The following is a 24,537-nucleotide window of genomic DNA, read 5'->3' on the forward strand; positions in this document are numbered from 1 at the left end:
TGCATTAACTGAATTGTTGCCCGCCGAGGACACATGATGAACGACGATATGAACGCCCAGGACGACCAGGCACTGGCCGATGAATGGGCTGCTGCCCTGGAAGAGACCGGTGATGGTCAAGCTGACATCGACGCATTGCTGGCGGCCGACGCCTCCAGCGGCTCGCGTCTGCCGATGGAAGAGTTCGGCAGCGTGCCGAAGAACAACGATCCGGTGACGCTGGACGGTCCGAACCTGGACGTGATCCTCGACATCCCGGTGTCGATCTCGATGGAAGTCGGCAGCACCGACATCAACATTCGCAACCTGCTGCAACTCAACCAGGGGTCGGTGATCGAGCTCGATCGTCTCGCTGGCGAGCCGCTCGACGTGCTGGTCAACGGCACACTGATTGCGCACGGTGAAGTGGTGGTGGTCAACGAGAAGTTCGGCATCCGCCTGACTGACGTGATCAGCCCAAGCGAACGCATCAAGAAGCTGCGCTGAGTGAAAAGGTTTCTCTGGGCGCTGCTAGCGCTGCCATTGACCGTGCTGGCTGCCGAGCCGGCGGCGACCATCGCTGCAAGCGTGCCTGCGGCCACCGCGCCGATGGTCAACAGCGGCGTGGCCGGTCAGCTGACGCAACTGGTGTTCGGTCTGCTGCTGGTGCTGGGCGTGATCTTCTTCCTCGCCTGGCTGTTGCGCCGCGTGCAGCAGGCAGGCCCGGCGGGCAAGGGCCAGGTGATCGAGTTGATCGGTTCGCGCGCGCTCGGCCCACGGGATCGCTTGATGCTGGTCCAGGTCGGCAACGAGCAGATTCTGCTCGGCTTGAGCCCCGGCACCATCACCGCGCTGCACGTGCTCAAAGAGCCGGTGCCAGTGCCGAGCACCAGCGAAAAAGCCACGCCGGATTTTGCCCAGCAGTTGCTGAAGATACTCGGCAAGGATCAGAAGGATACGAAGTAATGGGTGCGTTACGCATCGTCTTGACGCTGGCCTTGTTGCTGGCCGCGCCACTGGCGTTCGCCGCCGATCCGTTGTCGATCCCGGCGATCACACTGGGCACCAACGCCAATGGCGCGCAGGAGTATTCGGTCAGTCTGCAGATCCTGCTGATCATGACCGCGCTGAGCTTCATTCCGGCGGCCGTGATCCTGATGACCAGTTTCACCCGGATCATCATCGTCTTCTCGATCCTGCGTCAGGCCCTCGGCCTGCAACAGACGCCGTCGAACCAGATCCTCACCGGCATGGCGCTGTTCCTGACCATGTTTATCATGGCGCCGGTGTTTGACCGGGTGAACAACGATGCGCTGCAACCGTATCTGGCGGAAAAACTCACCGCTCAGCAAGCGGTGGAAAAGGCCCAGGTACCGATCAAGGACTTCATGCTCGCGCAGACCCGCACCAGCGATCTCGAGCTGTTCATGCGCCTGTCCAAGCGCACCGATATCGCCACCCCGGATCAGGCGCCGCTGACCATTCTGGTGCCGGCATTCGTCACCTCCGAGCTTAAAACCGCGTTCCAGATCGGCTTCATGATCTTCATTCCGTTCCTGATCATCGACCTCGTCGTGGCCAGTGTGCTGATGGCGATGGGTATGATGATGCTCTCGCCGCTGATCATTTCGCTGCCGTTCAAGATCATGCTGTTTGTGCTGGTGGATGGCTGGGCGCTGATCATCGGCACCCTCGCCAGCAGTTTCGGAGGTGTCTCGCCATGACGCCGGAAGTCGCGGTCGATATCTTTCGTGAAGCGCTGTGGCTGACCACGTTGATGGTCGCGATCCTGGTGGTGCCGAGCCTGTTGGTCGGCCTGCTGGTGGCGATGTTCCAGGCTGCCACGCAGATCAACGAGCAGACGTTGAGCTTCCTCCCGCGTCTGCTGGTGATGCTGGTGACCCTGATCGTCGCCGGTCCGTGGATCGTGCAGACCTTCATGGAATACATCATCCAGTTGTACAAAAACATCCCGATGGTCATCGGCTAAGCCATGCAATCGCTGCTTCAGCTGACCGACACCCAGATCAGTACCTGGGTGGCGTCATTCATGTTGCCGCTGTTTCGCGTCGCCTCGATGCTGATGGTCATGCCGGTGTTCGGCACCACGCTGGTGTCGCGCCGGGTGCGCCTGTATTTCGCCGTGGCAATCACCGTAGCGATTGCGCCGAGCCTGCCGCCGATGCCAGCGGTCAGCCCGCTCGATCTCAGTGGCTTGATGCTGATCGCCGAGCAGATTCTGGTGGGCGCCGTGCTGGGTTTTTCCCTGCAACTGTTTTTCCAGGCCTTTGCCGTGGCCGGGCAGATTGTCGCGATCCAGATGGGCATGGGTTTCGCCTCGATGGTCGACCCGGCCAACGGCGTCTCGGTGGCAGTGATCGGGCAGTTCTTCACCATGCTCGTGACCCTGTTATTTCTCTCGATGAATGGCCATCTGGTGGTCTTCGAAGTGCTCACCGAAAGCTTCACCACGCTGCCGGTGGGTGGCGGGCTGATGACGGCGCAGTACTGGGAGTTGGCCGGCAAGCTCGGTTGGGTCCTCGGGGCGGCGTTGCTGCTGGTATTGCCGGCGATCACGGCCTTGCTGGTGGTCAACATCGCGTTCGGCGTGATGACTCGCGCCGCGCCGCAACTGAACATTTTCTCCATCGGTTTCCCGCTGACCCTGGTGCTCGGGCTGTTCATCGTCTGGGTCGGTCTGGCCGATATTCTCAATCAGTATCAACCGCTGGCCACCGAGGCCTTGCAGTTGTTACGCGAACTGGCACGGGCGCGCTGAGTCATGGCTGAGAGCGAAAGCGGTCAGGACAAAACAGAAGACCCCACGGATAAACGCAAAAAGGACTCCCGTGAGAAGGGTGAGATCGCCCGTTCCAAAGAACTCAACACCCTCGCCGTGATGATGGCCGGGGCCGGCGCGCTGCTGGTGTTTGGCGGCATGCTGGCCGAAGACCTGATGGAGCTGATGCGCCTGAACTTCACGCTGTCGCGTGAGGTGATCATGGATCAGGGCGCGATGGGCGCGTTTCTGTTGAAGTCAGGCCAGATGGCGCTGGTGGCGATTCAGCCGATCATGATCACCCTGTTGCTGGCTGCGCTGATCGGGCCGATCTCCCTCGGGGGCTGGCTGTTCGCGGCCGGTTCCATGGCGCCCAAGTTCAGCCGGATGAACCCGGCGGCGGGCCTGAAGCGGATGTTTTCGTTCAAGGCTGTGATCGAGCTGCTCAAGGCACTGGCCAAGTTTCTGATCACTTTGGGTGTGGCGTTGGTGGTGTTGTTATCGGACGTCGACGACATAATGCGTATCGCCCACGAGCCGCTTGAGTCAGCGATCATTCACAGCATATTGCTGGTGGGCTGGAGTACGTTGTGGCTGGCCTGCGGCTTGATCATCATTGCCGCTGTCGACGTGCCGGTGCAGCTCTGGGAAGCCCACAAGAAACTGCTGATGACCAAGCAGGAAGTGCGCGACGAGCACAAGGATCAGGAGGGGCGCCCGGAGGTCAAACAGCGCATCCGCCAGACCCAACGCGAAATGTCCCAGCGGCGAATGATGGCGGCGATTCCCAGCGCCGACGTGGTCATCACCAACCCGACGCACTACGCCGTCGCGCTCAAGTACGACACCGAGAAGGGCGGCGCACCGGTATTGCTGGCCAAGGGCAGCGACTTCCTCGCGTTGAAAATCCGCGAAATCGCCGTGGCCAACAACGTCATGCTCCTTGAGTCGCCGGGGCTGGCGCGGTCGATCTACTACTCCACGGAATTGGATCAGGAAATTCCTGGCGGCCTGTATCTGGCGGTTGCCCAGGTACTGGCCTACGTCTACCAGATCCGCCAATACCGCGCGGGCAAGGGCAAACGCCCGGATCCGCTCAAGGACGATTTGCCGATCCCGCCGGATCTGCGCCGCGATTCCTGATTTAACGGTGATGAAACAAAAAAACCGTCGTCCCGACTCATTGGGACGACGGTTTTTTTGTGCCCTGTAGGAGCTGCCGAAGGCCGCGATCTTTTGCTTTTCAAAAGCAGGATCAAAAGATCGCAGCCTGCGGCAGCTCCTACAGAGGTTGTGCAGGCTTGTTATTGCGGCAACTGCAGATTATCCAGCGCCCGATTCACCGCCAACTCCCCGAGCATGATCAATTGCGCGATGCCCAGCAGCGTTCTGCGCTGTGATGCGGGTATGAGATTGGCGAAATCGTTGGCGATGGTTCTGGCGCAAGCGAGGGTTTCGCAGGCGTCGGCCAGCAGTTCTTCGTTTTTGAAGTCTGCGGTCACGGCGTACATCCGGCGGGTTTTGCGTGGCGGTGGCGTGGCGCCGGGTGGGCAGAGGTAGTGATCGAGGGCGCGGTCGGCGGCTTCGTGGAGCTTGTTCGAATCGAGGGATTCGTAGGGGGAAGTGGGGTCGGTTTCGGGCGGGTTGGGTGTTGGTTTGATCATGGTGAAGCTCCTAGAGTCATTGGAGCTGCCAGCGTTCGCTGCGAGACGAATGAGGGTGGCAGCTATACGCGGGTCGCAGACCGGGACTCTAGAACCGGCAGACCCGAAGGTCTCCCACGTACAACCGCCATAAGCAAAGCGGATGTTGTGCGTCCAGAGATCGACGGGCTGCGAGACCCGATCGCTGATGTGTCAGCGACCGGCCCACAATAGAACCCGACCCCAAAGCGCACAAGCCGGCGGATTCTGGCTTGGCTGTAGGCAAAGGCGCAAGGATTTGTAGCCTTGAGACCGTGTCTGCAAGTGTCTTTTAAACAGCTTCGTTTAAATCGAAAAATTTGTGCCGGACATGAGGGTCTCTTCGCGAGCAGGCTCGCTCCCACATTTGGATGCATTCCAATCCCACCTTTGGTTGCATTACATTCCCAATTTGGAATGCATTCCCCTGTGGGAGCGAGCCTGCTCGCGAAGGGGCCATCCCGGTCAGCAGAAAACTCACGGTCAAAACCCCGCTGTTTCAGTCATTGGCAAAAGTTGGAAGGCTTCTTGCAGTAGCTCGCCGTGAGCCCGCTCTGGGCGTCAAAAGTTTGCTTTAAAGGAACGGGGAAAACCGGTGGATCGCTCTCAGTTATTCAACACAGCACGCACAAACGTTGCCGATTTAAGTCGGGGCAATCTGGGCGTGCCGTTGCTGTTGCTGGTGATGCTGGCGATGATGATGTTGCCCGTGCCGCCGTTCCTGCTCGACGTGTTCTTCACCTTCAACATTGCCCTGTCGATCGTCGTGCTGCTGGTCTGCGTGTACGCGCTGCGGCCGCTGGATTTCGCCGTATTCCCGACGATCCTGCTGGTCGCGACCTTGCTGCGGCTGGCGTTGAACGTGGCCTCGACGCGGGTGGTGATGCTCCACGGTCAGGACGGCCACGCCGCTGCCGGTAAGGTGATTCAGGCCTTCGGTGAGGTGGTGATCGGCGGTAACTACGTGGTCGGTATCGTGGTGTTTGCGATCCTGATGATCATCAACTTCGTCGTGGTGACCAAGGGTGCCGGGCGGATTTCCGAGGTGAGCGCGCGCTTCACCCTCGATGCGATGCCCGGCAAACAAATGGCGATCGACGCCGACCTCAACGCCGGTCTGATCGACCAGAATCAAGCGAAGATGCGCCGTCAGGAAGTGGCCCAGGAGGCCGAGTTCTACGGTTCGATGGACGGTGCCAGCAAGTTCGTCCGTGGTGACGCCATCGCCGGCCTGCTGATTCTGTTCATCAACCTCATCGGCGGCATGGCCGTCGGTATCTTCCAGCACAACATGAGCTTCGGCGATGCCGGTCGGGTTTACGCCTTGCTGACCATCGGTGACGGTTTAGTGGCGCAATTGCCATCACTGTTGTTATCCACAGCTGCAGCGATCATGGTGACCCGCGCTTCCGGTTCGGAAGACATGGGCAAACAGATCAACCGCCAGATGTTCGCCTCGCCGAAAGCGCTGGCCGTGGCCGCTGGTTTGATGGCAGTGATGGGCCTGGTGCCGGGCATGCCGCACTTCTCGTTCCTGAGCATGGCCGCGCTGGCTGGTGGTGGCGCGTACCTGTTCTGGAAAAAGCAGAACGTGGCCAAGGTCGTGGCACTGGAAGAGGTCAAGCGCCAGCAAGAGCTGCTGCCGTCGCCGGCCCGCGCCATGGAAACCAAAGAGCTGGGCTGGGATGACGTGACGCCAATCGACATGATCGGGCTGGAAGTCGGTTATCGCCTGATTCCGCTGGTTGATCGCAACCAGGGCGGACAATTGCTGGCGCGGATCAAGGGCGTGCGCAAAAAGCTCTCGCAGGATCTGGGCTTCCTGATGCCGACCGTGCACATCCGCGACAACCTCGATCTGGCGCCGAGCGCCTATCGCCTGACGCTGATGGGCGTGATCCTTGCCGAAGCCGAGATCTACCCGGATCGCGAGCTGGCGATCAACCCGGGCCAGGTCTACGGCACGCTCAACGGGATCAACGCCAAAGATCCGGCTTTCGGCCTGGAGGCGGTGTGGATCGAAATCAGCCAGCGTGCGCAGGCACAATCGCTCGGTTACACCGTGGTTGACGCCAGCACCGTGGTCGCCACGCACTTGAACCAGATTCTGTACAAACACTCCAGTGAGCTGATCGGCCACGAGGAAGTGCAGCAACTCATGCAATTGCTGGCCAAAAGCTCGCCGAAACTGGCTGAAGAGCTGGTGCCGGGGGTGGTTTCGCTGTCGCAATTGCTCAAAGTGCTGCAAGCGCTGCTGGCCGAACATGTGCCGGTACGCGACATTCGCAGCATTGCTGAAGCAATCGCCAACAACGCCAGCAAGAGTCAAGATACCGCCGCGTTGGTGGCCGCTGTGCGCGTCGGCGTATCCCGCGCCATCGTCCAAAGCATTGTAGGCACTGAGTCCGAGCTGCCTGTGATCACCTTGGAACCAAGGTTGGAACAAATATTGCTCAATAGTCTGCAGAAGGCAGGACAAGGCTCGGAAGAGGGCGTTCTGCTGGAGCCAAGCATGGCCGAGAAGCTGCAGCGTTCGCTCATCGAAGCGGCGCAGCGTCAGGAAATGCAAGGTCAGCCGGTGATCCTGTTGGTAGCAGGCCCGGTGCGCGCGATGCTCTCGCGCTTTGGCCGCCTCGCAGTCCCTGGACTGCACGTGCTGGCCTACCAGGAAATACCGGACAACAAGCAAGTGACCATCGTTGCGACAGTAGGGCCCAACGGCTGAGGTAGTGGTATATGCAAGTTAAGCGTTTCTTTGCCGCCGATATGCGTCAGGCCATGAAGCTGGTTCGTGATGAGCTGGGCGCTGATGCCGCCATCATTGGCAATCGTCGCATTGCCGGCGGTGTCGAGTTGACGGCGGCACTGGATTACAAATTGTCGGCGCTGGCGCCACGGGTTCCGAACATGGAACTCGAAGACGAGCTGCGCAAGACCCAGTCGCGCATCGTCACCGCCCAGGCCGAATTGAGCATGCGTGGCGAAGCCGACGGCAACACCAATCGCCAGTTGTTCGCCGGGCTGCCATTGACGGCCGGTCTGCCGCTGACCGCTGCCGAACCGCTGACCGAGCCGACTTACGCCGCGCCGGCGCGTCCGGCCCCGGCACCTGCGCAGTCCTCCGGCGGCGTTGACCCGCGTGCACTGGATTCGATGCGTTTTGAATTGAACAGCCTGCGCGAGCTGATGGAAGTGCAGCTCGGTACTCTGGCCTGGAATCAGCTGCAAGGCAGCCGTCCGGCGCAAGCCAATCTGTATCGTCGTCTGCAACGCATCGGTTTGTCCGGTCCGTTGTCGCGCGACTTGCTGTCGATGATTACCGATATCGAAGAGCCGCGTCAGGCCTGGCGCATGTTGCTCGCGCATCTGGCGCGGATGATTGCCGTACCGGAAGTCGAGCCGCTGGAAGAGGGCGGTGTGATTGCCATGGTCGGCCCTGCCGGCATGGGCAAGACCACCACGCTGGCCAAGCTCGCTGCGCGTTACGTGCTCAAATACGGCGCGCAGAATGTCGCGCTGGTGAGCATGGACAGCTTCCGCATCGGTGCGCAGGAACAACTGAAGACGCTGGGCCGCATTCTCAACGTGCCGGTCACGCATGTCGATCCGGGCCAGTCGCTGGTTCAGGCACTGGATCCATTGCTGCGCAAACGCGTGGTGTTGATCGATACGGCGGGCCTGCAAGCCAGCGATCCGGCCTTGCGCATGCAGCTCGAAAGCCTCGCCGGTCGTGGCATTCGCTCAAAAAATTATCTGGTCTTGGCAACCACCAGCCAGAAACAGGTTCTAACCGCCGCTTATCACAGTTACAAGCGTTGCGGGCTAGCCGGGTGCATCCTGACTAAACTGGATGAAACGGCCAGCCTTGGCGAAGTGTTAAGCCTGGCGATCAGTCATGAATTGCCGGTCGCGTACCTGACCGATGGCCCACGGATTCCGGATGATCTGCATCTGCCGCGCCGTCATCAATTGGTCAGCCGCGCCGTCAGCGTGCAAATGCAGGAAGAACCCAGCGAAGAAGCCATGGCTGACATGTTCGCTGATATCTATCACAGCCCGACCAAGCAGGTAGGCTGAGGTATTCATGAATAATTTTTGTACCTACATCGATGGTCTGCCATGCATTGTTCCGGTTGTGAACGCGCAGCCAGTAATGTGGCCTCCGTCTATGCAAGACAAGGTAAAGAAATAACATGGGCAGCATGCATCCCGTACAGGTGATCGCGGTGACCGGCGGCAAAGGTGGCGTCGGGAAGACTAACGTGTCAGTGAACTTGTCCCTGGCGCTGGCAGAGCTTGGCCGTCGGGTCATGTTGCTGGACGCCGATCTGGGGCTGGCGAACGTCGACGTTCTGTTGGGGTTGACCCCCAAACGCACGCTGGCCGACGTCATCGAAGGCCGCTGCGAATTGCGCGACGTGCTGTTGCAAGGCCCGGGCGGGATCCGCATCGTGCCTGCCGCCTCCGGCACGCAGAGCATGGTGCACCTGAGCCCGGCGCAACACGCCGGCCTGATTCAGGCGTTCAGCGACATCGGCGACAATCTCGACGTACTGGTGATCGACACCGCTGCGGGTATTGGTGACTCGGTAGTCAGTTTTGTGCGCGCAGCGCAGGAAGTGTTGCTGGTGGTCTGCGATGAGCCGACTTCTATCACCGATGCCTACGCGCTGATCAAATTGCTCAACCGCGATTACGGCATGAACCGCTTCCGCGTGCTGGCCAACATGGCGCAGAGCCCTCAGGAAGGGCGCAACCTGTTCGCCAAGTTGACCAAGGTCACGGATCGCTTCCTTGACGTCGCTCTACAATACGTCGGCGCCGTGCCGTACGACGAAAGTGTGCGCAAGGCCGTGCAGAAGCAGCGCGCCGTCTATGAAGCCTTCCCGCGTTCCAAGTGCGCACTGGCGTTCAAGGCGATCGCGCAGAAAGTCGATACCTGGCCGTTGCCGGCCAACCCGCGTGGCCATCTTGAATTTTTCGTCGAGCGCCTCGTGCAGCAAACGGCAGGGCCCGTGTTATGACCGCTAGCGGTATGAACTACTACAAGAAGTCGGCACGCGACGCTCAGTACGAGCTGATCGAGCGTTACGCGCCGCTGGTCAAACGCATTGCTTACCACTTGCTGGCACGGTTGCCGGCGAGTGTGCAGGTCGAAGACCTGATTCAGGCCGGGATGATCGGCCTGCTCGAAGTCTCGACCAAATATGACGCCAGCAAAGGCGCCAGTTTCGAAACGTACGCGGGCATTCGAATCCGCGGCGCGATGCTCGACGAAGTGCGCAAAGGGGACTGGGCGCCACGCTCGGTTCACCGCAATACCCGTATGGTCAGTGACGCAATTCGCTCAATTGAAGCTAAAACCGGCCGTGACGCTAAAGATCACGAGGTTGCAGCCGAACTCCAATTGAGTCTCGACGATTACTACGGGATTTTGAATGACACCTTGGGCAGCCGCCTGTTCAGTTTCGACGACCTGTTGCAGGACGGCGAACACGAAGGGCTGCACGAGGATGGCGCGAGTGCTCATCTCGAGCCGTCGCGCGATCTGGAAGATGAACGCTTCCAGGCAGCGCTGGCGGACGCGATTGCCAATTTGCCGGAGCGTGAGCGACTGGTGTTGGCGCTGTACTACGACGAAGAGCTGAACCTCAAGGAAATCGGTGAAGTCCTTGGCGTCAGTGAATCGCGGGTCAGCCAGTTACACAGCCAGTGCGCGGCCCGTTTGCGGGGGCGTTTGGGGGAGTGGCGAGCGCGCTGAAGGCAGTGTGGGGACACTGCGAACGAGGCTGGTGCGGTGATGAACGGCACCGGTCTTGCTCTGTTGTGCTCCAGACAGTCTTCGAGTGCTGCGCCGATTGATTGAAGTGGCGCGTCCAGGTGCTGGGCGCGTTTAAGACTGCTTGGAGGTCGAATTGAACAAAGACATGAAAATCCTCATCGTTGATGACTTCTCAACGATGCGGCGGATCATCAAGAACCTGCTGCGTGATCTTGGGTTCACCAACACCGTCGAGGCTGACGATGGCGTGACTGCCATTCCAGTGCTCAACAGCGGAAGCATCGACTTTCTGGTAACAGACTGGAACATGCCGGGCATGACCGGTATCGACCTGCTGCGCCACGTGCGCGCCGATGAAAAACTCAAGCACCTGCCGGTATTGATGGTGACTGCCGAAGCCAAGCGCGAGCAGATCATCGAAGCCGCTCAGGCCGGTGTGAACGGCTACGTAGTCAAACCTTTCACGGCTCAGGCGTTGAAAGACAAAATCGAGAAGATTTTCGAACGCATCGGCTGATGAACGCGCGGGGGAGCTATGGAGCATAACGAATCTTCACAGGGCGATTTCGAGTCGACCCTGAAAAAACACGCGGTCGAACTGGTCGAGAGCCTTGAAAAAGGCAGGTTCGGCGACGCTGTGCAACTGATCCATGAGCTCAATCAGACCCGTGACCGTGGCCTGTATCAGGAAGTCGGCAAGCTCACACGTGAACTGCACAGTGCGATCGTCAACTTCCAGATCGACCCGAACATGCCGCAGGCCGAGGAAGTGTCGCAAATCACCGACGCCACCGAACGCCTGGGCTATGTGGTCAAGCTGACGGAAGCCGCGGCCAACCGCACCATGGATCTGGTGGAAAGCGCCACGCCGGTGGTCAATGGTCTGGCCGATGAAGCCCAGACCTTGAGTGCCGATTGGGGCCGCTTCATGCGTCGCGAGGTCGGGGCTGAAGAGTTCCGCGAACTGGCGCGCCGGGTCGACGGTTTTCTGTCACGCAGCTGCACGGACAACCGTGCGGTGTCGAGCAATCTCAACGACATCCTGCTGGCCCAGGATTACCAGGATCTGACCGGTCAGGTGATCAAGCGTGTGACCCAACTGGTCACCGAAGTCGAAAGCAATTTGCTCAAACTCGTGCTCATGGCCAGTCAGGTCGACCGCTTTGCGGGCATCGAACATGACCGCGCCGCGATGCTTGCAGAAAAAGATCCACAAAAACATCTCTCGCAGGGTGAAGGTCCGCAGATTCATGCCGATAAACGAGAAGACGTTGTGTCCGGTCAGGACGATGTGGACGATTTGTTATCCAGCCTTGGATTCTAGAGTTGTGGAATTTTAGGTTTTTTGGGTTTTTAGACCTGTAGGAGCACCCCATTAATGAGCTTCGGCGCCGATGAAGAGATCCTTCAGGATTTCCTGGTTGAGGCCGGCGAGATTCTTGAGCAACTGTCCGAACAACTGGTCGAGCTGGAAAGCCGCCCGGATGACGCAGATCTGCTCAACGCAATTTTTCGCGGTTTCCACACTGTAAAAGGGGGCGCCGGCTTCCTTCAGCTCAATGAGCTGGTGGAGTGCTGTCACATCGCCGAAAACGTGTTCGACATCCTGCGCAAGGGTGAACGTCGCGTTGATGCAGAACTGATGGACGTTGTCCTCGAAGCACTGGACGCGGTGAACAGCATGTTCACTGAGGTTCGTGAGCGTGCACCGATCACCGCTGCAACCCCGGAACTGCTGGCCGCCCTCGCGCGCCTGGCCGAACCGCAATCGGCGGACGCAGCCCCGGCATCGCCGGTGGCTGAAATGATCGAAGAACTGGTTGGCGAAGGCGATTCGGGCGATATCACCGATAACGAATTTGAACAGCTGCTGGATTCGCTGAACGCCGTCAAGGCCGAAGCCGAAGCCCCGGCCGCTGCTGCCCCTGCGCAAACTGCCAATGAAGCAGCCAGCGATGAAATCACCGATGCCGAGTTCGAGTCGTTGCTCGATCAACTGCACGGCAAAGGCCAGTTCGCGGTTGACGCCGTGGCTCCGGTGGCGGCAACGCCTGTGGCGCCGGCCAAGGGCGACAACTCCGACATCACTGACGACGAATTCGAAGCATTGCTCGACCAGTTGCACGGCAAAGGCAACTTCGCCGTCGATGCGCTGGAATCGGCCATTGCTTCGGCACCTGCGCCTGCTGCACCGGTGGCCGCGGCTGCCGGCAGCGATCTGATCAGCGATCACGAGTTCGAATCGCTGCTGGATGAATTGCACGGCAAAGGCAAGTTCAGCGAAGTCGGCGCCGCCTCTGCGGGCAGCGCCTCTACTGTCGCCACGCCTGCCGCCAAGGCACCGGCCGCTGCGCCGAAACCTGTGGCCAAGCCTGAGCCTAAAGCCGAAGCGCCGAAACCGGCCGCTGCTGCTGCACCGGCTCCGGCCCGCGCTCCGGCAACACCGCCACCGGAAAAACCGGCGAGCGAAGCCGAGACTACCGTGCGCGTCGACACCGCACGTCTCGACGAAATCATGAACATGGTCGGTGAGCTGGTGCTGGTGCGTAACCGTCTGGTGCGCCTGGGCCTGAACAGCGGCGATGAAGCCATGCAAAAGGCCGTGTCGAACCTCGACGTGGTCACGGCTGACTTGCAGACCGCGGTGATGAAGACGCGGATGCAGCCGATCAAGAAGGTCTTCGGGCGCTTCCCGCGTCTGGTTCGCGACTTGGCTCGTCAGCTCAAGAAAGAAATCAACCTGGAGCTGGTCGGTGAAGAAACCGACCTCGACAAAAACCTTGTCGAGGCCCTCGCCGATCCGCTGGTCCACTTGGTGCGCAACGCCGTCGACCACGGCATCGAGTCGCCGGAAGAACGCGAAGCATCGGGCAAGGCCCGTGGCGGTCGTGTCGTGTTGGCTGCCGAGCAAGAGGGCGACCACATCCTCTTGTCGATCTCCGATGACGGCAAAGGCATGGACCCGAACGTCCTGCGCGCCATCGCGGTAAAACGCGGGGTGATGGACAAGGACGCGGCCGATCGCCTGAGCGATACCGAGTGCTACAACTTGATTTTCGCACCGGGTTTCTCGACCAAGACCGAGATCTCCGACGTCTCCGGCCGCGGTGTCGGCATGGACGTGGTGAAGACCAAGATTTCCCAGCTCAACGGTTCGATCAACATCTACTCGACCAAGGGCCAAGGCTCGAAGATCGTCATCAAGGTGCCGCTGACGCTCGCGATCATGCCGACCCTGATGGTGATGCTCGGCAACCAGGCGTTTGCGTTCCCGTTGGTCAACGTCAACGAGATCTTCCACCTCGACCTGTCGACCACCAACGTCGTCGATGGTCAGGAAGTGGTGATCGTGCGGGACAAGGCGCTGCCATTGTTCTACCTCAAGCGCTGGCTGGTTCGTTCCGCCGCTCACGAAGAGCAGCGTGAAGGCCACGTGGTGATCCTTTCGGTGGGCACTCAGCGAATCGGCTTCGTCGTCGATCAACTGGTCGGCCAGGAAGAAGTGGTCATCAAGCCATTGGGCAAAATGCTCCAGGGAACTCCGGGCATGTCCGGCGCCACCATCACTGGTGACGGCCGCATTGCACTGATTCTCGATGTTCCAAGCATGCTCAAGCGTTACGCCGCACGGCGTATTTGAATCCGGGGCGGCGGGGCGATAACGTCCCGCTGCACCTAATGGAGTGTTTATGGCAGTCAAAGTCCTGGTGGTGGACGATTCGGGTTTTTTCCGCCGCCGCGTCTCGGAGATTCTTTCAGCGGATCCGAGCATCCAGGTGGTCGGTACGGCCACCAACGGTAAAGAGGCGATCGATCAGGCTCTGGCGCTCAAGCCAGACGTGATCACCATGGACTACGAGATGCCGATGATGGACGGCATCACGGCGGTGCGGCACATCATGCAGCGCTGCCCGACCCCGGTGTTGATGTTCTCCTCGCTGACCCACGAAGGCGCGCGGGTAACCCTCGATGCGCTGGACGCCGGCGCGGTGGATTTCCTGCCGAAGAATTTCGAAGACATCTCGCGTAACCCGGAGAAGGTCAAGCAACTGCTGTGCGAGAAGGTCCACAGCATCTCGCGCAGTAATCGTCGTTTCAGTGCTTACAGCGCCCCTGCGCCAGTGGCTGCACCTGCACCTGCGCCGACCCCGGCGGCATCAAGCTTCAGCAGCCACAGCACCAGCGCCCCGGCACGCCCGGCACCTGTGCATGCGCCTGTTGCAAGCCGCGCCTCGACTGCCGGCTCATCGTCGCCGGCACCGAAACGCAAAGCCTACAAACTGGTTGCCATTGGTACGTCGACCGGCGGCCCGGTTGCCCTGCAACGCGTGCTGACGCAATTGCCGGCGAACTTCCCGGCACCGATCGTGCTGATCCAGCACATGCCGGCGGCGTTCACCAAGGCTTTCGCCGAGCGTCTCGACAAGCTCTGCCGCATCAGCGTCAAGGAAGCCGAGGATGGCGACATCCTGCGTCCGGGCCTGGCGTTACTGGCGCCGGGTGGCAAGCAAATGATGATCGACGGCCGTGGCGCGGTGAAGATTCTGCCGGGTGACGAGCGTTTGAATTACAAGCCGTGCGTGGACATCACCTTCGGTTCCGCAGCCAAGTCCTACGGCGACAAAGTTCTGGCGGTGGTGTTGACCGGCATGGGCGCTGACGGCCGTGAAGGCGCTCGTTTGCTCAAGCAGGGCGGCAGCTCGATCTGGGCGCAGGATGAAGCCAGCTGCGTGATCTACGGCATGCCGATGGCCATCGTCAAAGCTGATCTCGCCGATGCGGTGTACAGCCTCGACGACATCGGCAAGCACATCGTCGAGGCGTGTATCTGATGGATGTTTTAAGCCTTATCGGGATCATCATGGCGTTCGTCGCCATCATCGGCGGTAACTACCTTGAAGGTGGTCACCTCGGTGCGCTGGCCAACGGCCCGGCGGCATTGATCGTACTGGGCGGCACCATCGGTGCCGCGCTGCTGCAATCGCCGATGAGCGCGTTCAAGCGCGCCATGCAGATCCTCGCCTGGATCCTGTTTCCGCCACGGGTCGATCTGGCCGGTGGCATCGACCGCGTCGTCAACTGGAGCCTCACCGCGCGTAAGGAAGGTTTGCTCGGTCTGGAAGGCGTGGCGGATGCCGAGCCTGACAATTACTCGCGCAAAGGCCTGCAATTGCTGGTCGATGGCGCCGAGCCGGAAGCGATTCGCAGCATCCTCGAAGTGGATTTCTACACGCAGGAAGCGCGCGACATCGAGGCGGCGAAAGTCTTCGAAAGCATGGGCGGCTACGCGCCGACCATCGGCATCATCGGTGCGGTAATGGGCCTGATCCATGTGATGGGCAACCTCGCCGATCCGACGCAGTTGGGCAGCGGCATCGCCGTGGCTTTCGTCGCGACCATTTACGGTGTGGCCAGTGCCAACCTGGTGTTGCTGCCGGTGGCCGCCAAGCTGAAGTCAATCGCGTTGCGACAGTCGCGTTATCGCGAAATGTTGTTGGAAGGGATCCTGTCGATCGCCGAAGGTGAAAACCCTCGCTCCATTGAGTTGAAGCTGCAAGGCTTCATGGATTAAGGGAATAACCTCATGGCTCGTCGTCGCCACCAGGAAGAGCATGTAAACCACGAACGCTGGCTGGTTTCCTACGCTGACTTCATCACGTTGCTGTTCGCGTTCTTCGTGGTCATGTACTCGATTTCGTCGATCAACGAAGGCAAGTACAAGGAAATTTCCGAAGCGCTGGTCGGCGTTTTCAAAGACTCCGACCGCGCGCTAAAACCGATCCCGATCGGCGACGAGCGACCGAAGACCGTGACCCCGGCCAAGCCGTTGGTCAAAGACGCCGAGCAGATCGACGCCGGTATCGCCGGCGCCAGCGATCCGCTGAAAAGCATCGCCGATGACATCAGCGCGGCGTTCGGCGACTTGATCAGCTCCAACCAGATGACCGTGCGCGGCAACGAGTTGTGGGTCGAGATCGAACTCAATTCCAGCCTGTTGTTCGGCAGCGGCGATGCCATGCCGAGTGACATTGCGTTCAACATCATCGACAAGGTTGCAGCGATCCTCAAGCCGTTCGACAACCCGATTCACGTCGAAGGTTTCACTGATGATCAGCCGATCCGCACCGCGCAGTACCCGACCAACTGGGAACTGTCCTCGGCACGTTCGGCGAGCATCGTGCGCATGCTGGCGATGCAGGGTGTAAACCCCGGTCGTCTGGCGTCGGTGGGTTACGGTGAGTTTCAGCCGGTGGCCAATAACGCTACATCCGAAGGCCGCGCGAAGAATCGTCGTGTGGTGCTGGTGGTGTCGCGCAATCTCGATGTGCGCCGCAGCCTCACGGGCACCGGGACCGCCAATGCGCAACCGGACGCCGCGTTGAAGCGTGCTGGCACACAAACTGCACCGACCCCGGTCAAGACGCCGGGACGCGAGAGTGCCGTCAATTCTCCGTCACCCGCATTAACACGCTGAGCTATGTCTCGGTCGAGCATATCGGCCGGGAGGAACGAACTGAATGAGAGTCTGGGCAGTCGCCAATCAAAAGGGTGGTGTCGGTAAAACCACATCTTCCATCGCTTTAGCCGGATTGCTGGCCGAGGCGGGCAAGCGCGTGGTTGTGGTCGATCTCGACCCGCACGGCTCGATGACCAGCTATTTCGGCTACGATCCCGACAGCCTGGAACACAGCAACTACGACCTGTTTCTGCACAAGGGCAGCGTGCCGCAAGGCCTGCCCGGGCAGTTGCTGTTGTCGACCAGTGACGAACGTATTTCGCTGTTGCCGTCGAGCACCGCACTGGCGACCCTTGAGCGGCAGTCGCCGGGGCAGAGTGGCCTCGGTCTGGTGATCGCCAAGAGTCTGGCGCAGTTGTGGCAGGACTTCGATTACGCGGTGATCGACAGCCCGCCGTTGCTCGGCGTGTTGATGGTCAATGCGCTTGCGGCGAGCCAGCAACTGGTGATCCCGGTGCAGACCGAGCACTTGGCCGTGAAAGGCCTCGAGCGCATGGTCAACACTCTGGCGATGATCAACCGTTCGCGCAAACAGGCGCTGCCGTTCAGCATTGTGCCGACCCTGTTCGATCGCCGTACGCAGGCATCGATGCACACTTTGCGCGTGCTGCGCGACAAATTCCCCGAGGAGATCTGGCAGGGTTACATCCCGGTCGATACTCGTCTGCGCGACGCCAGCCGGGCCGGTGTCACGCCTTCGCAATTCGACGGCAAGAGCCGTGGCGTGCTGGCGTATCGCGCGCTGCTCAAACACCTGTTGGCGCAACAACTTGTTCCGCAGGTGGCTTGAATGACGTTGACTTGTGTAGGAGCTGCCGCAGGCTGCGATCTTTTGATCCGGCTTTGTGGTGCTTCTGAAAAGATCAAAAGATCGCAGCCTGCGGCAGCTCCTACATGGGGTTGTGTATGAATCGGCCTTTGAAGTTGACGTCGAAACCGCAGTTGGCCTTGCAGTCGTATCTGGACAGTTTGCTGCAGGAAATTCCTGACGAGTTGCCGGCGCCAGTCGAGGTTGTCGAGGAAAGTGTCGAGGCCTTGGACGAGTTCCAGGCGGCGGTGCTGGAAGAGCAGGCACGTGACGCACAGAAAGCGGCCAGGCCGGCTGCGCCGGTTGTCGCGCCTGCCGTCGCAGCGGTTGCTAAAGCGCCGGTGGCATTGATCGAAGCAGACGAGCCGATGCGCGCATCGGTGTCGACGCTGGCGCCGCTGTTGCAAACCCAATTGTTGAAAACCGCGCCGGAACCGGCGGTGCTTGAACCGGAACCGGAACCGGAACCGGAACCGGCTCCGGTAGCACCCGCACCCGTCAAGCAGGCGCTGGTACCGCCGCTGGTCGAAGTGCATCTGCCGCCCAGCAATACGCCGCCACCGGTGGAAACCGATGGCCGTCCGGCCTGGGCGTCCGAAGCCTTCGAATGCCTGCTGTTCGACGTCGCCGGGTTGACCCTGGCGGTGCCGCTGGTGTGCCTTGGCTCGATCTATTCGCTGGCCGGTCATGAGCTGACGCCGCTGTTCGGTCAGCCGGAATGGTTCCTCGGGATCCTGCCGAGCCAGTCCGGCAACCTGAAAGTTTTGGACACCGCACGCTGGGTCATGCCGGATCGCTATCGCGATGACTTCCGTCAGGGCCTGCAGTACGTGATTTCGGTACAAGGTTACGAGTGGGGCCTGGCGGTGCATCAGGTCAGTCGCTCGTTGCGCCTGGACCCGAATGAAATCAAATGGAGAAGTCACCGGGGTCAGCGGCCATGGCTCGCCGGCACCGTGATTGAGCACATGTGTGCATTGCTTGACGTTTCCGCACTGGCCGAGTTGATCGACAGCGGTGGGGCAAAGCACTTGAGCGGCCACAAGCCGCTACATAAACCGACATAGCAGCCGACATAACAATCAGGCGACGGCATTGTTGAATGCCGCCACACAGAACACACACCGCCCAGAGCGGTTTTTTCGAGGGGTCAGGTATGAGTAATCAGGCGACGAATGCAAAAGGTTCTGAAGATCCGATCCTGCAATGGGTGACCTTCAAGCTGGACAACGAAACCTACGGCATCAACGTGATGCGCGTTCAGGAAGTCCTGCGCTACACCGAGATCGCTCCGGTGCCGGGCGCGCCAAGCTACGTGCTGGGCATCATCAACCTGCGCGGTAACGTGGTCACCGTGATCGACACCCGTCAGCGCTTCGGCCTGAACAGCGGCGAGATCAGCGACAACACCCGTATCGTCATCATCGAAGCCGACAAGCAAGTCGTCGGCATCATGGTCGACAGCGTGGCCGAAGTGGTTTACCTGCGTCAGTCGGAAATCGAAACGGCGCCGAACGTCGGTAACGAAGAGTCGGCGAAGTTCATCCAAGGCGTGTGCAACAAGAACAACGAGTTGCTGATCCTGGTCGAGCTGGACAAGATGATGAGCGAAGAAGAATGGTCGGACCTGGAGAATATCTGATTGATTCTCGAGGTCGCGGTCATTGTCCTGTTCCTTTTCTGGGCAGGCACGCTGGCAATGTTTGTGTCTTACATCAAGGCGCAAAAAGTCATTGCTGCGCAACAGGCTCAGGGCGATGCGCTGCGTGATCAGCGCATCAAAGACCTGGCCAAGCGCGTCGACGATTACCAGAACGGTAATGTGCGCATGGGCGAGGCGCTGCACGAGTTGCGTGCGGTAGTCAGCCCGTTGCCGGACAAGATCGTCCAGCTCGAACAGCGCGATCCATCCAGCCTGTCGTTCGCCCAGGCGGCGAAACTGGTGGGGATGGGTGCGAGCGTCGATGAGCTGACTCAGTCGTGCGGGTTGACCCAGGCTGAGGCGGAGTTGATGCGCAAGTTGCATAAGAACTAGAAGCAAGATTAAAAGATCGCAGCCTTCGGCAGCTCCTACATTGGAATGCGCTTTCCTGTAGGAGCTGCCGAAGGCTGCGATCTTTTGCTTTCAGGGCTTAATAATCATCGCCGCGCAGGGTCACATCCTTCTCTACCATCGGCGCATTCGGGTCGTGCCCTTCGGGGAATTTGCCTTTCAGATTCCATGCAAACGCGATGATCTCGGCGATCGTTCGGTACAGCTCTTCGGGAATGCTGTCACCCAATTCCATTCGCGCCAACAGGCGCACCAACTCGGCGTTCTCGTAGATCGGCACTTCGCAGTCGCGAGCAATGCGCAGGATTTCTTCGGCCAGTTCTTCATCACCCTTGGCGGTGAGTGTCGGCGCGTGGTTGCCGTCGTATTTGAGGGCGATGGCCTGGCGTGGGGCAGTGGAATTGTTCATGCGGTTTCGTCGACCCAGCGGTGTTCGAGACGGGTTTGGTTGCCTTGCGGCGGGGTGCCGAGATGGCAATCGATATCGCCGACGTTCAACCCGCGATCAAGCAGACGCTGGCGCAGGGCGAACAGATTGCTTTCAATCAGATCGGCGGTGTACGGCCGTTCGGCCCAGAGCTGGCTCGACAGGCTGCCGGCGATCAACTGCGCCTGAATCTGCATTGGCCCGAGCGGTTCCATGTCGAACGCCAGATCGACGCGCCACAGTTGTTGCCGGGGCTCGTGTTCCTCGCGGCGCTCGTTCGGTTGCGGTTCGCGTTCCGGGGTTTCTTCGCGCTGGAACTTGACCTGCAACGGCACGATGTCCTGCAGGTTGCGCATGGGGATTTCCAACTGCCAGGTGCTGAGCAAGCGGCCGTCGTCGGTGACGCCGGTCTGTTCCAGGCTCGACAGTTGATGGCTTTGCAGGCGCGAAACAGCGGCAGCGGCGAGGCGCAGCAACTGTTCCAGATCGCCTTCGCCTTCCAGATTTTGCAGCAAGCGGTCGGGCAGGGGGAAGCTGCTCGGCACTGGTTTTGCGCTGACCTGGCCGAGGGTGCCGAGGGCGTTACGGACGAAATTCGGTAGCGCCTGCGCCAGCGTATTGGCGGCGATGATCGCGTTGAAACTGGTGCTGCTAGGCAGGCCCGGCGTCAGTTGCGCGATCAGCTTGAGCAGATCGGCTTTCATGTCTGGCGCCAGTGTCGGGGTCTGCCCGGTCAGCAGTTTCGCTTCGAGAAACGCGCCGCTGTTGGCCAGGGCCAGGGCGACACCTTTGGCGGTGCTCAATTGCTGCACGTCGGGCAGGCTGGCCAGCAACTTGTCGACCATGGCGCGCAAGTCCTGCGAGGTCTGATCGGTGTCGGTCGGCAGGTTTTGCAGCGCGTTCAACACACCTGTCAGCGAAGCCTGACGGCTTTGCTGGCCAAGCAATTGCTGGCTGACGGCGAGCTGCTCCTGGCGGCTGCTCAAGGGCAGGAATTTCAGCGTTTGCGCATCTTCGACCAAGGCCGAGAGCAGGGTGCCGATGCGCAGCGGTTGCGGGCTGTCGAGGGTCAGCGTGCTGCCGCTCTGGGCGGTATTGAGCAACGTCACCAGCGAGCGGAACACCGTTGCTTGCCCCGGCGTCTGCGGCAGCACCTGCGAGGTCAGCACTTTGCCTTGCAGCAGGGTGCCGACCGGCAATTGTGCCGTGTCGATACGGGTGAGGGCGGCAACACTGCTGGCGATGGCTTGCTGCACGGTAATCGCCAGATTGCCCGCCGATGGCTGGGTGATCGCGAGGCTGGTGCCCTGGGGCAGCGGCAGATTGCTGGTCGCTTGCACTGTGGTTTGGCGACCGTTGTCGAGCGTCACCTTGAGCAACAGTTGAAAGGTCTGATCCGCCTGCTTGAGCGACAACACCTCGGCCTTGGCGCTTTGCCCCGCGTCGATCAAGCCTTCGACCGGGGTCAGCAACTTGAGCAACTCACCGACCTGCGGGCGAACGGTGGCCTGGGTGGCTGGCGGGAGCGGGAGGATGTTCATTTCGCCTGTCATACGCGGACACAACCTGAGGAAATTGCACTCTTGAGAGTAAGGCACGGCATGTATAATGCCGCCCGTCTTGCGCTTCGTTCAAAAAACATAGCAATTGTTTGACGTAGCTCTCTAGATCGAGCCGTCATTGCATTTATGCTGCATCTCTTTAACGGCCGCGCCAGAGCCGACTTGAACCGTATAAGGCCCGTGATCCCTTGACCAGTCCTGTCCTGCAAACCGTTGCCCTCGCGTGTGAACGTGATCTCAGGCTGCTCTTCGAAAATCTCGAATTGAGACTGGCCAGTGGCGATATGGTGCAGATCAGCGGTCCCAACGGCAGCGGTAAAACCAGTTTGTTGCGTTTGTTGGCCGGGCTGATGCAGCCGACCGACGGTCAAGTCCTGCTCAACGGTCTGCCGCTCGCCGAACAACGCAGCGAACTGGCGCGCAACCTGTTGTGGATCGGCCACGCAGCCGGGATCAAGGACCTGCTGACCCCGGAAGAGAACCTGTCGTGGCTCTGCGCCCTGCATCATCCCGCTGAACGCGAGGCCATCTGGCAAGCGCTGGCAGCAGTAGGATTGCGCGGCTTCGAAGATGTTCCCTGCCACAGCCTGTCCGCCGGTCAGCAACGACGCGTGGCGCTGGCGCGGTTATATCTCGACAGCCCTCCGCTGTGGATTCTCGACGAGCCGTTCACCGCGCTGGACAAACAGGGCGTGGCGCAACTCGAAGAGCACCTGGCGGCTCACTGCGAGCGCGGCGGCCTGGTCGTGCTGACCACGCACCACACGCTGAGCCGGATGCCGGCCGGTTATCGTGATATCGATCTGGGGAACTGGGCAGTATGAGTGTCTTCGGCCTGCTGGTTGCCCGTGAATCCCGACTGCTGTTTCGCCGCCCGGCGGAGCTGGCCAATCCGCTGATTTTCTTCGCCATCGTCATCGCTTTGTTCCCGCTGGCCGTCGGCCCGGAAACTCAAGTGTTGCAAAACCTGTCCCCGGGGTTAGTCTGGGTGGCGGCGCTTTTGTCGGTCCTGCTCTCGCTGGACGGGCTTTTCCGCAGTGATTTCGAAGACGGGTCCCTGGAACAGTGGGTCCTTTCGTCGCACCCGTTACCACTTCTGGTATTGGCCAAGGTACTGGCACACTGGCTTTTCTCCGGCCTGGCACTGGTTTTGCTCTCACCTCTGCTGGCGTTGATGCTCGGTTTGCCTGCCGCCTGCCTGCCGGTTTTGCTGCTTTCGTTGCTGCTGGGAACACCGGTGCTGAGCTTGCTCGGCGCGGTGGGCGCGGCGCTGACGGTCGGTTTGAAACGTGGCGGCCTGTTGCTGGCGCTGCTGATTCTGCCGTTGTACATCCCGGTGTTGATTCTTGGCAGTGGCGCCTTGCAGGCAGCCCTCCAAGGCATGCCGGCGACCGGGTATCTGCTGTGGCTTGGTAGCCTGACCGCCCTGGCGATCACCCTGACACCTTTTGCAATAGCTGCTGGCCTGAAGATCAGCGTCGGCGAATAATGAGGTCTGGTTAAAATTTAACCAGCAAAGACCCTGAGACTGCTCACACCGATGAGCGGCACCCGTGATGGAAACAGTATGAACTGGACCTGGTTTCACAAGCTCGGCTCGCCCAAGTGGTTCTACGGCATCAGCAGCAAGTTGCTGCCGTGGTTGAGCATCGCAGCGTTGCTGCTGATTGGTGTCGGCGTCGTCTGGGGCCTGGCCTTCGCGCCGCCGGATTATCAGCAAGGCAACAGCTTTCGCATCATCTACATCCACGTGCCTGCCGCGATGCTCGCTCAGTCGATCTACGTGATGCTGGCGGTGTGCGGTGTGGTCGGGCTGGTGTGGAAGATGAAACTGGCTGACGTCGCCCTGCAATGCGCCGCACCGATCGGGGCGTGGATGACCGCGGTGGCGCTGGTCACCGGGGCGATCTGGGGCAAACCGACCTGGGGTTCTTGGTGGGTCTGGGACGCACGCCTGACCTCGATGCTGATTCTGCTGTTCCTGTATTTCGGTGTGATCGCGCTGGGCAATGCCATCAGCAACCGCGACAGTGCCGCCAAGGCCTGCGCGGTGCTGGCTATCGTTGGTGTGATCAATATCCCGATCATCAAGTACTCGGTGGAGTGGTGGAACACCCTGCACCAGGGCGCGACCTTCACCCTCACCGAAAAACCGGCGATGCCGGCAGAAATGTGGCTGCCGCTGCTGCTGACGGTGCTGGGCTTCTACTGTTTCTTCGGCACTGTGCTGCTGTTGCGCATGCGTCTTGAAGTGCTCAAGCGCGAAGCCCGCGCCAGTTGGGTGAAAGCAGAAGTGCAGAACAGTCTGGAGGCCGCTCGATGAGTTTTGCTTCATTCGGCGACTTCCTCGCCATGGGCCATCATGGCCTGTATGTCTGGACGGCCTACGGCATCTGCCTGGCTGTACTGGCCTTCAACGTGGCGGCGCCGATCCTGGCCCGCAAGCGGTATCTGCAACAAGAGGCGCGACGTCTGCGCCGGGAGAACGGCAAGTGAATCCGCTGCGCAAGAAACGTCTGATCATCATTCTGGCCATTCTGGTCGGGGTCGGCGCTGCCGTCGGCCTGGCCCTCAGCGCCCTGCAGCAGAATATCAATCTGTTCTACACCCCGACCCAGATCGCTAACGGCGAAGCGCCGCAAGACACGCGCATCCGCGCCGGTGGCATGGTCGAGAAAGGCTCGCTGCAACGTTCGCCGGATTCGCTCGACGTCAAATTTGTCGTTACCGACTTCAACAAATCCGTGACCATCACCTATCGCGGCATCCTCCCGGACCTGTTCCGCGAAGGCCAAGGCATCGTCGCGTTGGGCAAGATCAACGCCGACGGCGTGGTGGTGGCCGATGAAGTGCTGGCCAAGCACGACGAGAAGTACATGCCGCCGGAAGTGACCAAAGCGCTGAAAGACAGTGGTCAATCCGCACCAACGCCCGCGAAGGAGGGTTGA

The 24,537-nt window shown here is 60.4% G+C and carries 28 protein-coding genes; 25 read left to right on the forward strand and 3 right to left on the reverse strand.

The window, feature by feature from the left end; translation table 11 throughout:
- Positions 1-36 precede the first annotated feature (36 nt).
- Genes fliN through flhB form a run of 6 tightly spaced genes read left to right on the forward strand, consistent with a single transcriptional unit; the run spans position 37 to position 3,901 of the window.
- Positions 37-486: a flagellar motor switch protein FliN gene (fliN, locus tag C2E19_RS09390; protein WP_008077656.1), complete on the forward strand. Its 450-nt coding sequence runs from the start codon at positions 37-39 to the stop codon at positions 484-486.
- The gene (gene fliO, locus C2E19_RS09395) at positions 487-945 is read left to right on the forward strand and encodes a flagellar biosynthetic protein FliO (RefSeq protein ID WP_129390934.1); all 459 of its coding nucleotides are present in this window, start codon (positions 487-489) and stop codon (positions 943-945) included.
- Complete coding sequence (fliP, locus tag C2E19_RS09400) at positions 945-1,703, forward strand: flagellar type III secretion system pore protein FliP (protein ID WP_129390937.1); 759 nt, start codon at positions 945-947, stop codon at positions 1,701-1,703. The genes fliO and fliP overlap by 1 nt, the downstream gene beginning before the upstream one ends.
- On the forward strand, positions 1,700-1,969 hold the full coding sequence (gene fliQ / locus C2E19_RS09405; protein WP_007920026.1) for a flagellar biosynthesis protein FliQ: 270 nt from the start codon (positions 1,700-1,702) through the stop codon (positions 1,967-1,969). Before fliP ends, fliQ begins: the two co-directional genes overlap by 4 nt.
- A gap of 3 nt (positions 1,970-1,972) precedes the next feature.
- Positions 1,973-2,758 carry a flagellar biosynthetic protein FliR gene (gene fliR / locus C2E19_RS09410; protein ID WP_129390940.1) on the forward strand — a complete coding sequence of 262 codons (786 nt, stop codon included), beginning with the start codon at positions 1,973-1,975 and terminating at the stop codon, positions 2,756-2,758.
- Positions 2,759-2,761: 3 nt separating this feature from the next.
- Positions 2,762-3,901, forward strand: a complete 1,140-nt coding sequence (flhB, locus tag C2E19_RS09415; RefSeq protein WP_129390943.1) for a flagellar biosynthesis protein FlhB — start codon at positions 2,762-2,764, stop codon at positions 3,899-3,901.
- A gap of 161 nt (positions 3,902-4,062) precedes the next feature.
- Here the strand turns inward: flhB and C2E19_RS09420 are convergent, their stop codons facing one another.
- Positions 4,063-4,422: a DUF6124 family protein gene (locus C2E19_RS09420; protein WP_129390946.1), complete on the reverse strand. Its 360-nt coding sequence runs from the start codon at positions 4,420-4,422 to the stop codon at positions 4,063-4,065.
- A 613-nt stretch (positions 4,423-5,035) separates the two neighbouring features.
- Between C2E19_RS09420 and flhA the strand changes: the two genes are divergently transcribed.
- The 14 genes from flhA (at position 5,036) to C2E19_RS09490 (ending at position 19,582) form a co-directional block, all read left to right on the forward strand.
- The gene (gene flhA / locus C2E19_RS09425) at positions 5,036-7,165 is read left to right on the forward strand and encodes a flagellar biosynthesis protein FlhA (protein WP_129390949.1); all 2,130 of its coding nucleotides are present in this window, start codon (positions 5,036-5,038) and stop codon (positions 7,163-7,165) included.
- Between the two features lie 11 nt (positions 7,166-7,176).
- The gene (gene flhF / locus C2E19_RS09430; protein WP_129390952.1) at positions 7,177-8,517 is read left to right on the forward strand and encodes a flagellar biosynthesis protein FlhF; all 1,341 of its coding nucleotides are present in this window, start codon (positions 7,177-7,179) and stop codon (positions 8,515-8,517) included.
- 116 nt (positions 8,518-8,633) lie between these two features.
- On the forward strand, positions 8,634-9,464 hold the full coding sequence (gene fleN, locus C2E19_RS09435; protein ID WP_003222917.1) for a flagellar synthesis regulator FleN: 831 nt from the start codon (positions 8,634-8,636) through the stop codon (positions 9,462-9,464).
- On the forward strand, positions 9,461-10,201 hold the full coding sequence (gene fliA, locus C2E19_RS09440; RefSeq protein WP_007920004.1) for an RNA polymerase sigma factor FliA: 741 nt from the start codon (positions 9,461-9,463) through the stop codon (positions 10,199-10,201). The genes fleN and fliA overlap by 4 nt, the downstream gene beginning before the upstream one ends.
- Before the next feature lie 166 nt (positions 10,202-10,367).
- Positions 10,368-10,739, forward strand: a complete 372-nt coding sequence (locus C2E19_RS09445; RefSeq protein WP_161986607.1) for a chemotaxis response regulator CheY — start codon at positions 10,368-10,370, stop codon at positions 10,737-10,739.
- 18 nt (positions 10,740-10,757) lie between these two features.
- A complete protein-coding gene (locus C2E19_RS09450; RefSeq protein ID WP_129390955.1) occupies positions 10,758-11,546 on the forward strand; it encodes a protein phosphatase CheZ in 789 nt (262 codons plus the stop codon).
- Between the two features lie 54 nt (positions 11,547-11,600).
- Positions 11,601-13,862 carry a chemotaxis protein CheA gene (locus C2E19_RS09455; RefSeq protein WP_129390958.1) on the forward strand — a complete coding sequence of 754 codons (2,262 nt, stop codon included), beginning with the start codon at positions 11,601-11,603 and terminating at the stop codon, positions 13,860-13,862.
- A gap of 49 nt (positions 13,863-13,911) precedes the next feature.
- Positions 13,912-15,054 carry a chemotaxis response regulator protein-glutamate methylesterase gene (locus tag C2E19_RS09460; protein WP_129390961.1) on the forward strand — a complete coding sequence of 381 codons (1,143 nt, stop codon included), beginning with the start codon at positions 13,912-13,914 and terminating at the stop codon, positions 15,052-15,054.
- Positions 15,054-15,794 (forward strand): flagellar motor protein, encoded by a 741-nt coding sequence (locus C2E19_RS09465; RefSeq protein ID WP_003222929.1) that lies wholly within the window; start codon positions 15,054-15,056, stop codon positions 15,792-15,794. The genes C2E19_RS09460 and C2E19_RS09465 overlap by 1 nt, the downstream gene beginning before the upstream one ends.
- A gap of 12 nt (positions 15,795-15,806) precedes the next feature.
- Positions 15,807-16,697, forward strand: coding sequence for a flagellar motor protein MotD (motD, locus tag C2E19_RS09470; RefSeq protein WP_129390964.1), 891 nt, complete (start codon positions 15,807-15,809; stop codon positions 16,695-16,697).
- A gap of 43 nt (positions 16,698-16,740) precedes the next feature.
- Entirely contained in the window at positions 16,741-17,529 is a 789-nt protein-coding gene (locus C2E19_RS09475) for a ParA family protein (protein WP_007919990.1), read from the forward strand.
- Positions 17,530-17,645: 116 nt separating this feature from the next.
- The gene (locus C2E19_RS09480; RefSeq protein WP_129390967.1) at positions 17,646-18,614 is read left to right on the forward strand and encodes a CheW domain-containing protein; all 969 of its coding nucleotides are present in this window, start codon (positions 17,646-17,648) and stop codon (positions 18,612-18,614) included.
- Between the two features lie 89 nt (positions 18,615-18,703).
- Positions 18,704-19,189: a chemotaxis protein CheW gene (locus C2E19_RS09485; protein ID WP_008083417.1), complete on the forward strand. Its 486-nt coding sequence runs from the start codon at positions 18,704-18,706 to the stop codon at positions 19,187-19,189.
- Entirely contained in the window at positions 19,190-19,582 is a 393-nt protein-coding gene (locus C2E19_RS09490) for a DUF2802 domain-containing protein (RefSeq protein ID WP_008083419.1), read from the forward strand.
- Positions 19,583-19,679: 97 nt separating this feature from the next.
- On the opposite strand, the gene C2E19_RS09495 is transcribed toward C2E19_RS09490, so the two are convergent.
- Together C2E19_RS09495 and C2E19_RS09500 are read right to left on the reverse strand one after the other, a co-directional pair.
- Entirely contained in the window at positions 19,680-20,009 is a 330-nt protein-coding gene (locus C2E19_RS09495) for an EscU/YscU/HrcU family type III secretion system export apparatus switch protein (RefSeq protein WP_129390969.1), read from the reverse strand.
- A complete protein-coding gene (locus C2E19_RS09500) occupies positions 20,006-21,580 on the reverse strand; it encodes a flagellar hook-length control protein FliK (protein WP_129390972.1) in 1,575 nt (524 codons plus the stop codon). Before C2E19_RS09500 ends, C2E19_RS09495 begins: the two co-directional genes overlap by 4 nt.
- 197 nt (positions 21,581-21,777) lie before the next feature.
- On the opposite strand from C2E19_RS09500, the gene ccmA reads away from it, so the two are divergent.
- From ccmA to ccmE, 5 genes are all read left to right on the forward strand, one after another.
- Entirely contained in the window at positions 21,778-22,413 is a 636-nt protein-coding gene (ccmA, locus tag C2E19_RS09505; RefSeq protein ID WP_129390975.1) for a cytochrome c biogenesis heme-transporting ATPase CcmA, read from the forward strand.
- Positions 22,410-23,078, forward strand: a complete 669-nt coding sequence (ccmB, locus tag C2E19_RS09510; protein WP_007919970.1) for a heme exporter protein CcmB — start codon at positions 22,410-22,412, stop codon at positions 23,076-23,078. Before ccmA ends, ccmB begins: the two co-directional genes overlap by 4 nt.
- A gap of 78 nt (positions 23,079-23,156) precedes the next feature.
- Positions 23,157-23,912 carry a heme ABC transporter permease gene (locus C2E19_RS09515; RefSeq protein ID WP_129390978.1) on the forward strand — a complete coding sequence of 252 codons (756 nt, stop codon included), beginning with the start codon at positions 23,157-23,159 and terminating at the stop codon, positions 23,910-23,912.
- Positions 23,909-24,085: a heme exporter protein CcmD gene (gene ccmD / locus C2E19_RS09520; protein ID WP_008083431.1), complete on the forward strand. Its 177-nt coding sequence runs from the start codon at positions 23,909-23,911 to the stop codon at positions 24,083-24,085. The genes C2E19_RS09515 and ccmD overlap by 4 nt, the downstream gene beginning before the upstream one ends.
- The gene (ccmE, locus tag C2E19_RS09525; RefSeq protein WP_053118425.1) at positions 24,082-24,537 is read left to right on the forward strand and encodes a cytochrome c maturation protein CcmE; all 456 of its coding nucleotides are present in this window, start codon (positions 24,082-24,084) and stop codon (positions 24,535-24,537) included. The genes ccmD and ccmE overlap by 4 nt, the downstream gene beginning before the upstream one ends.

This window comes from Pseudomonas sp. DTU12.3, assembly GCF_004124275.1.
GTDB classification, from domain to species: Bacteria; Pseudomonadota; Gammaproteobacteria; order Pseudomonadales; family Pseudomonadaceae; genus Aquipseudomonas; species Aquipseudomonas helmanticensis.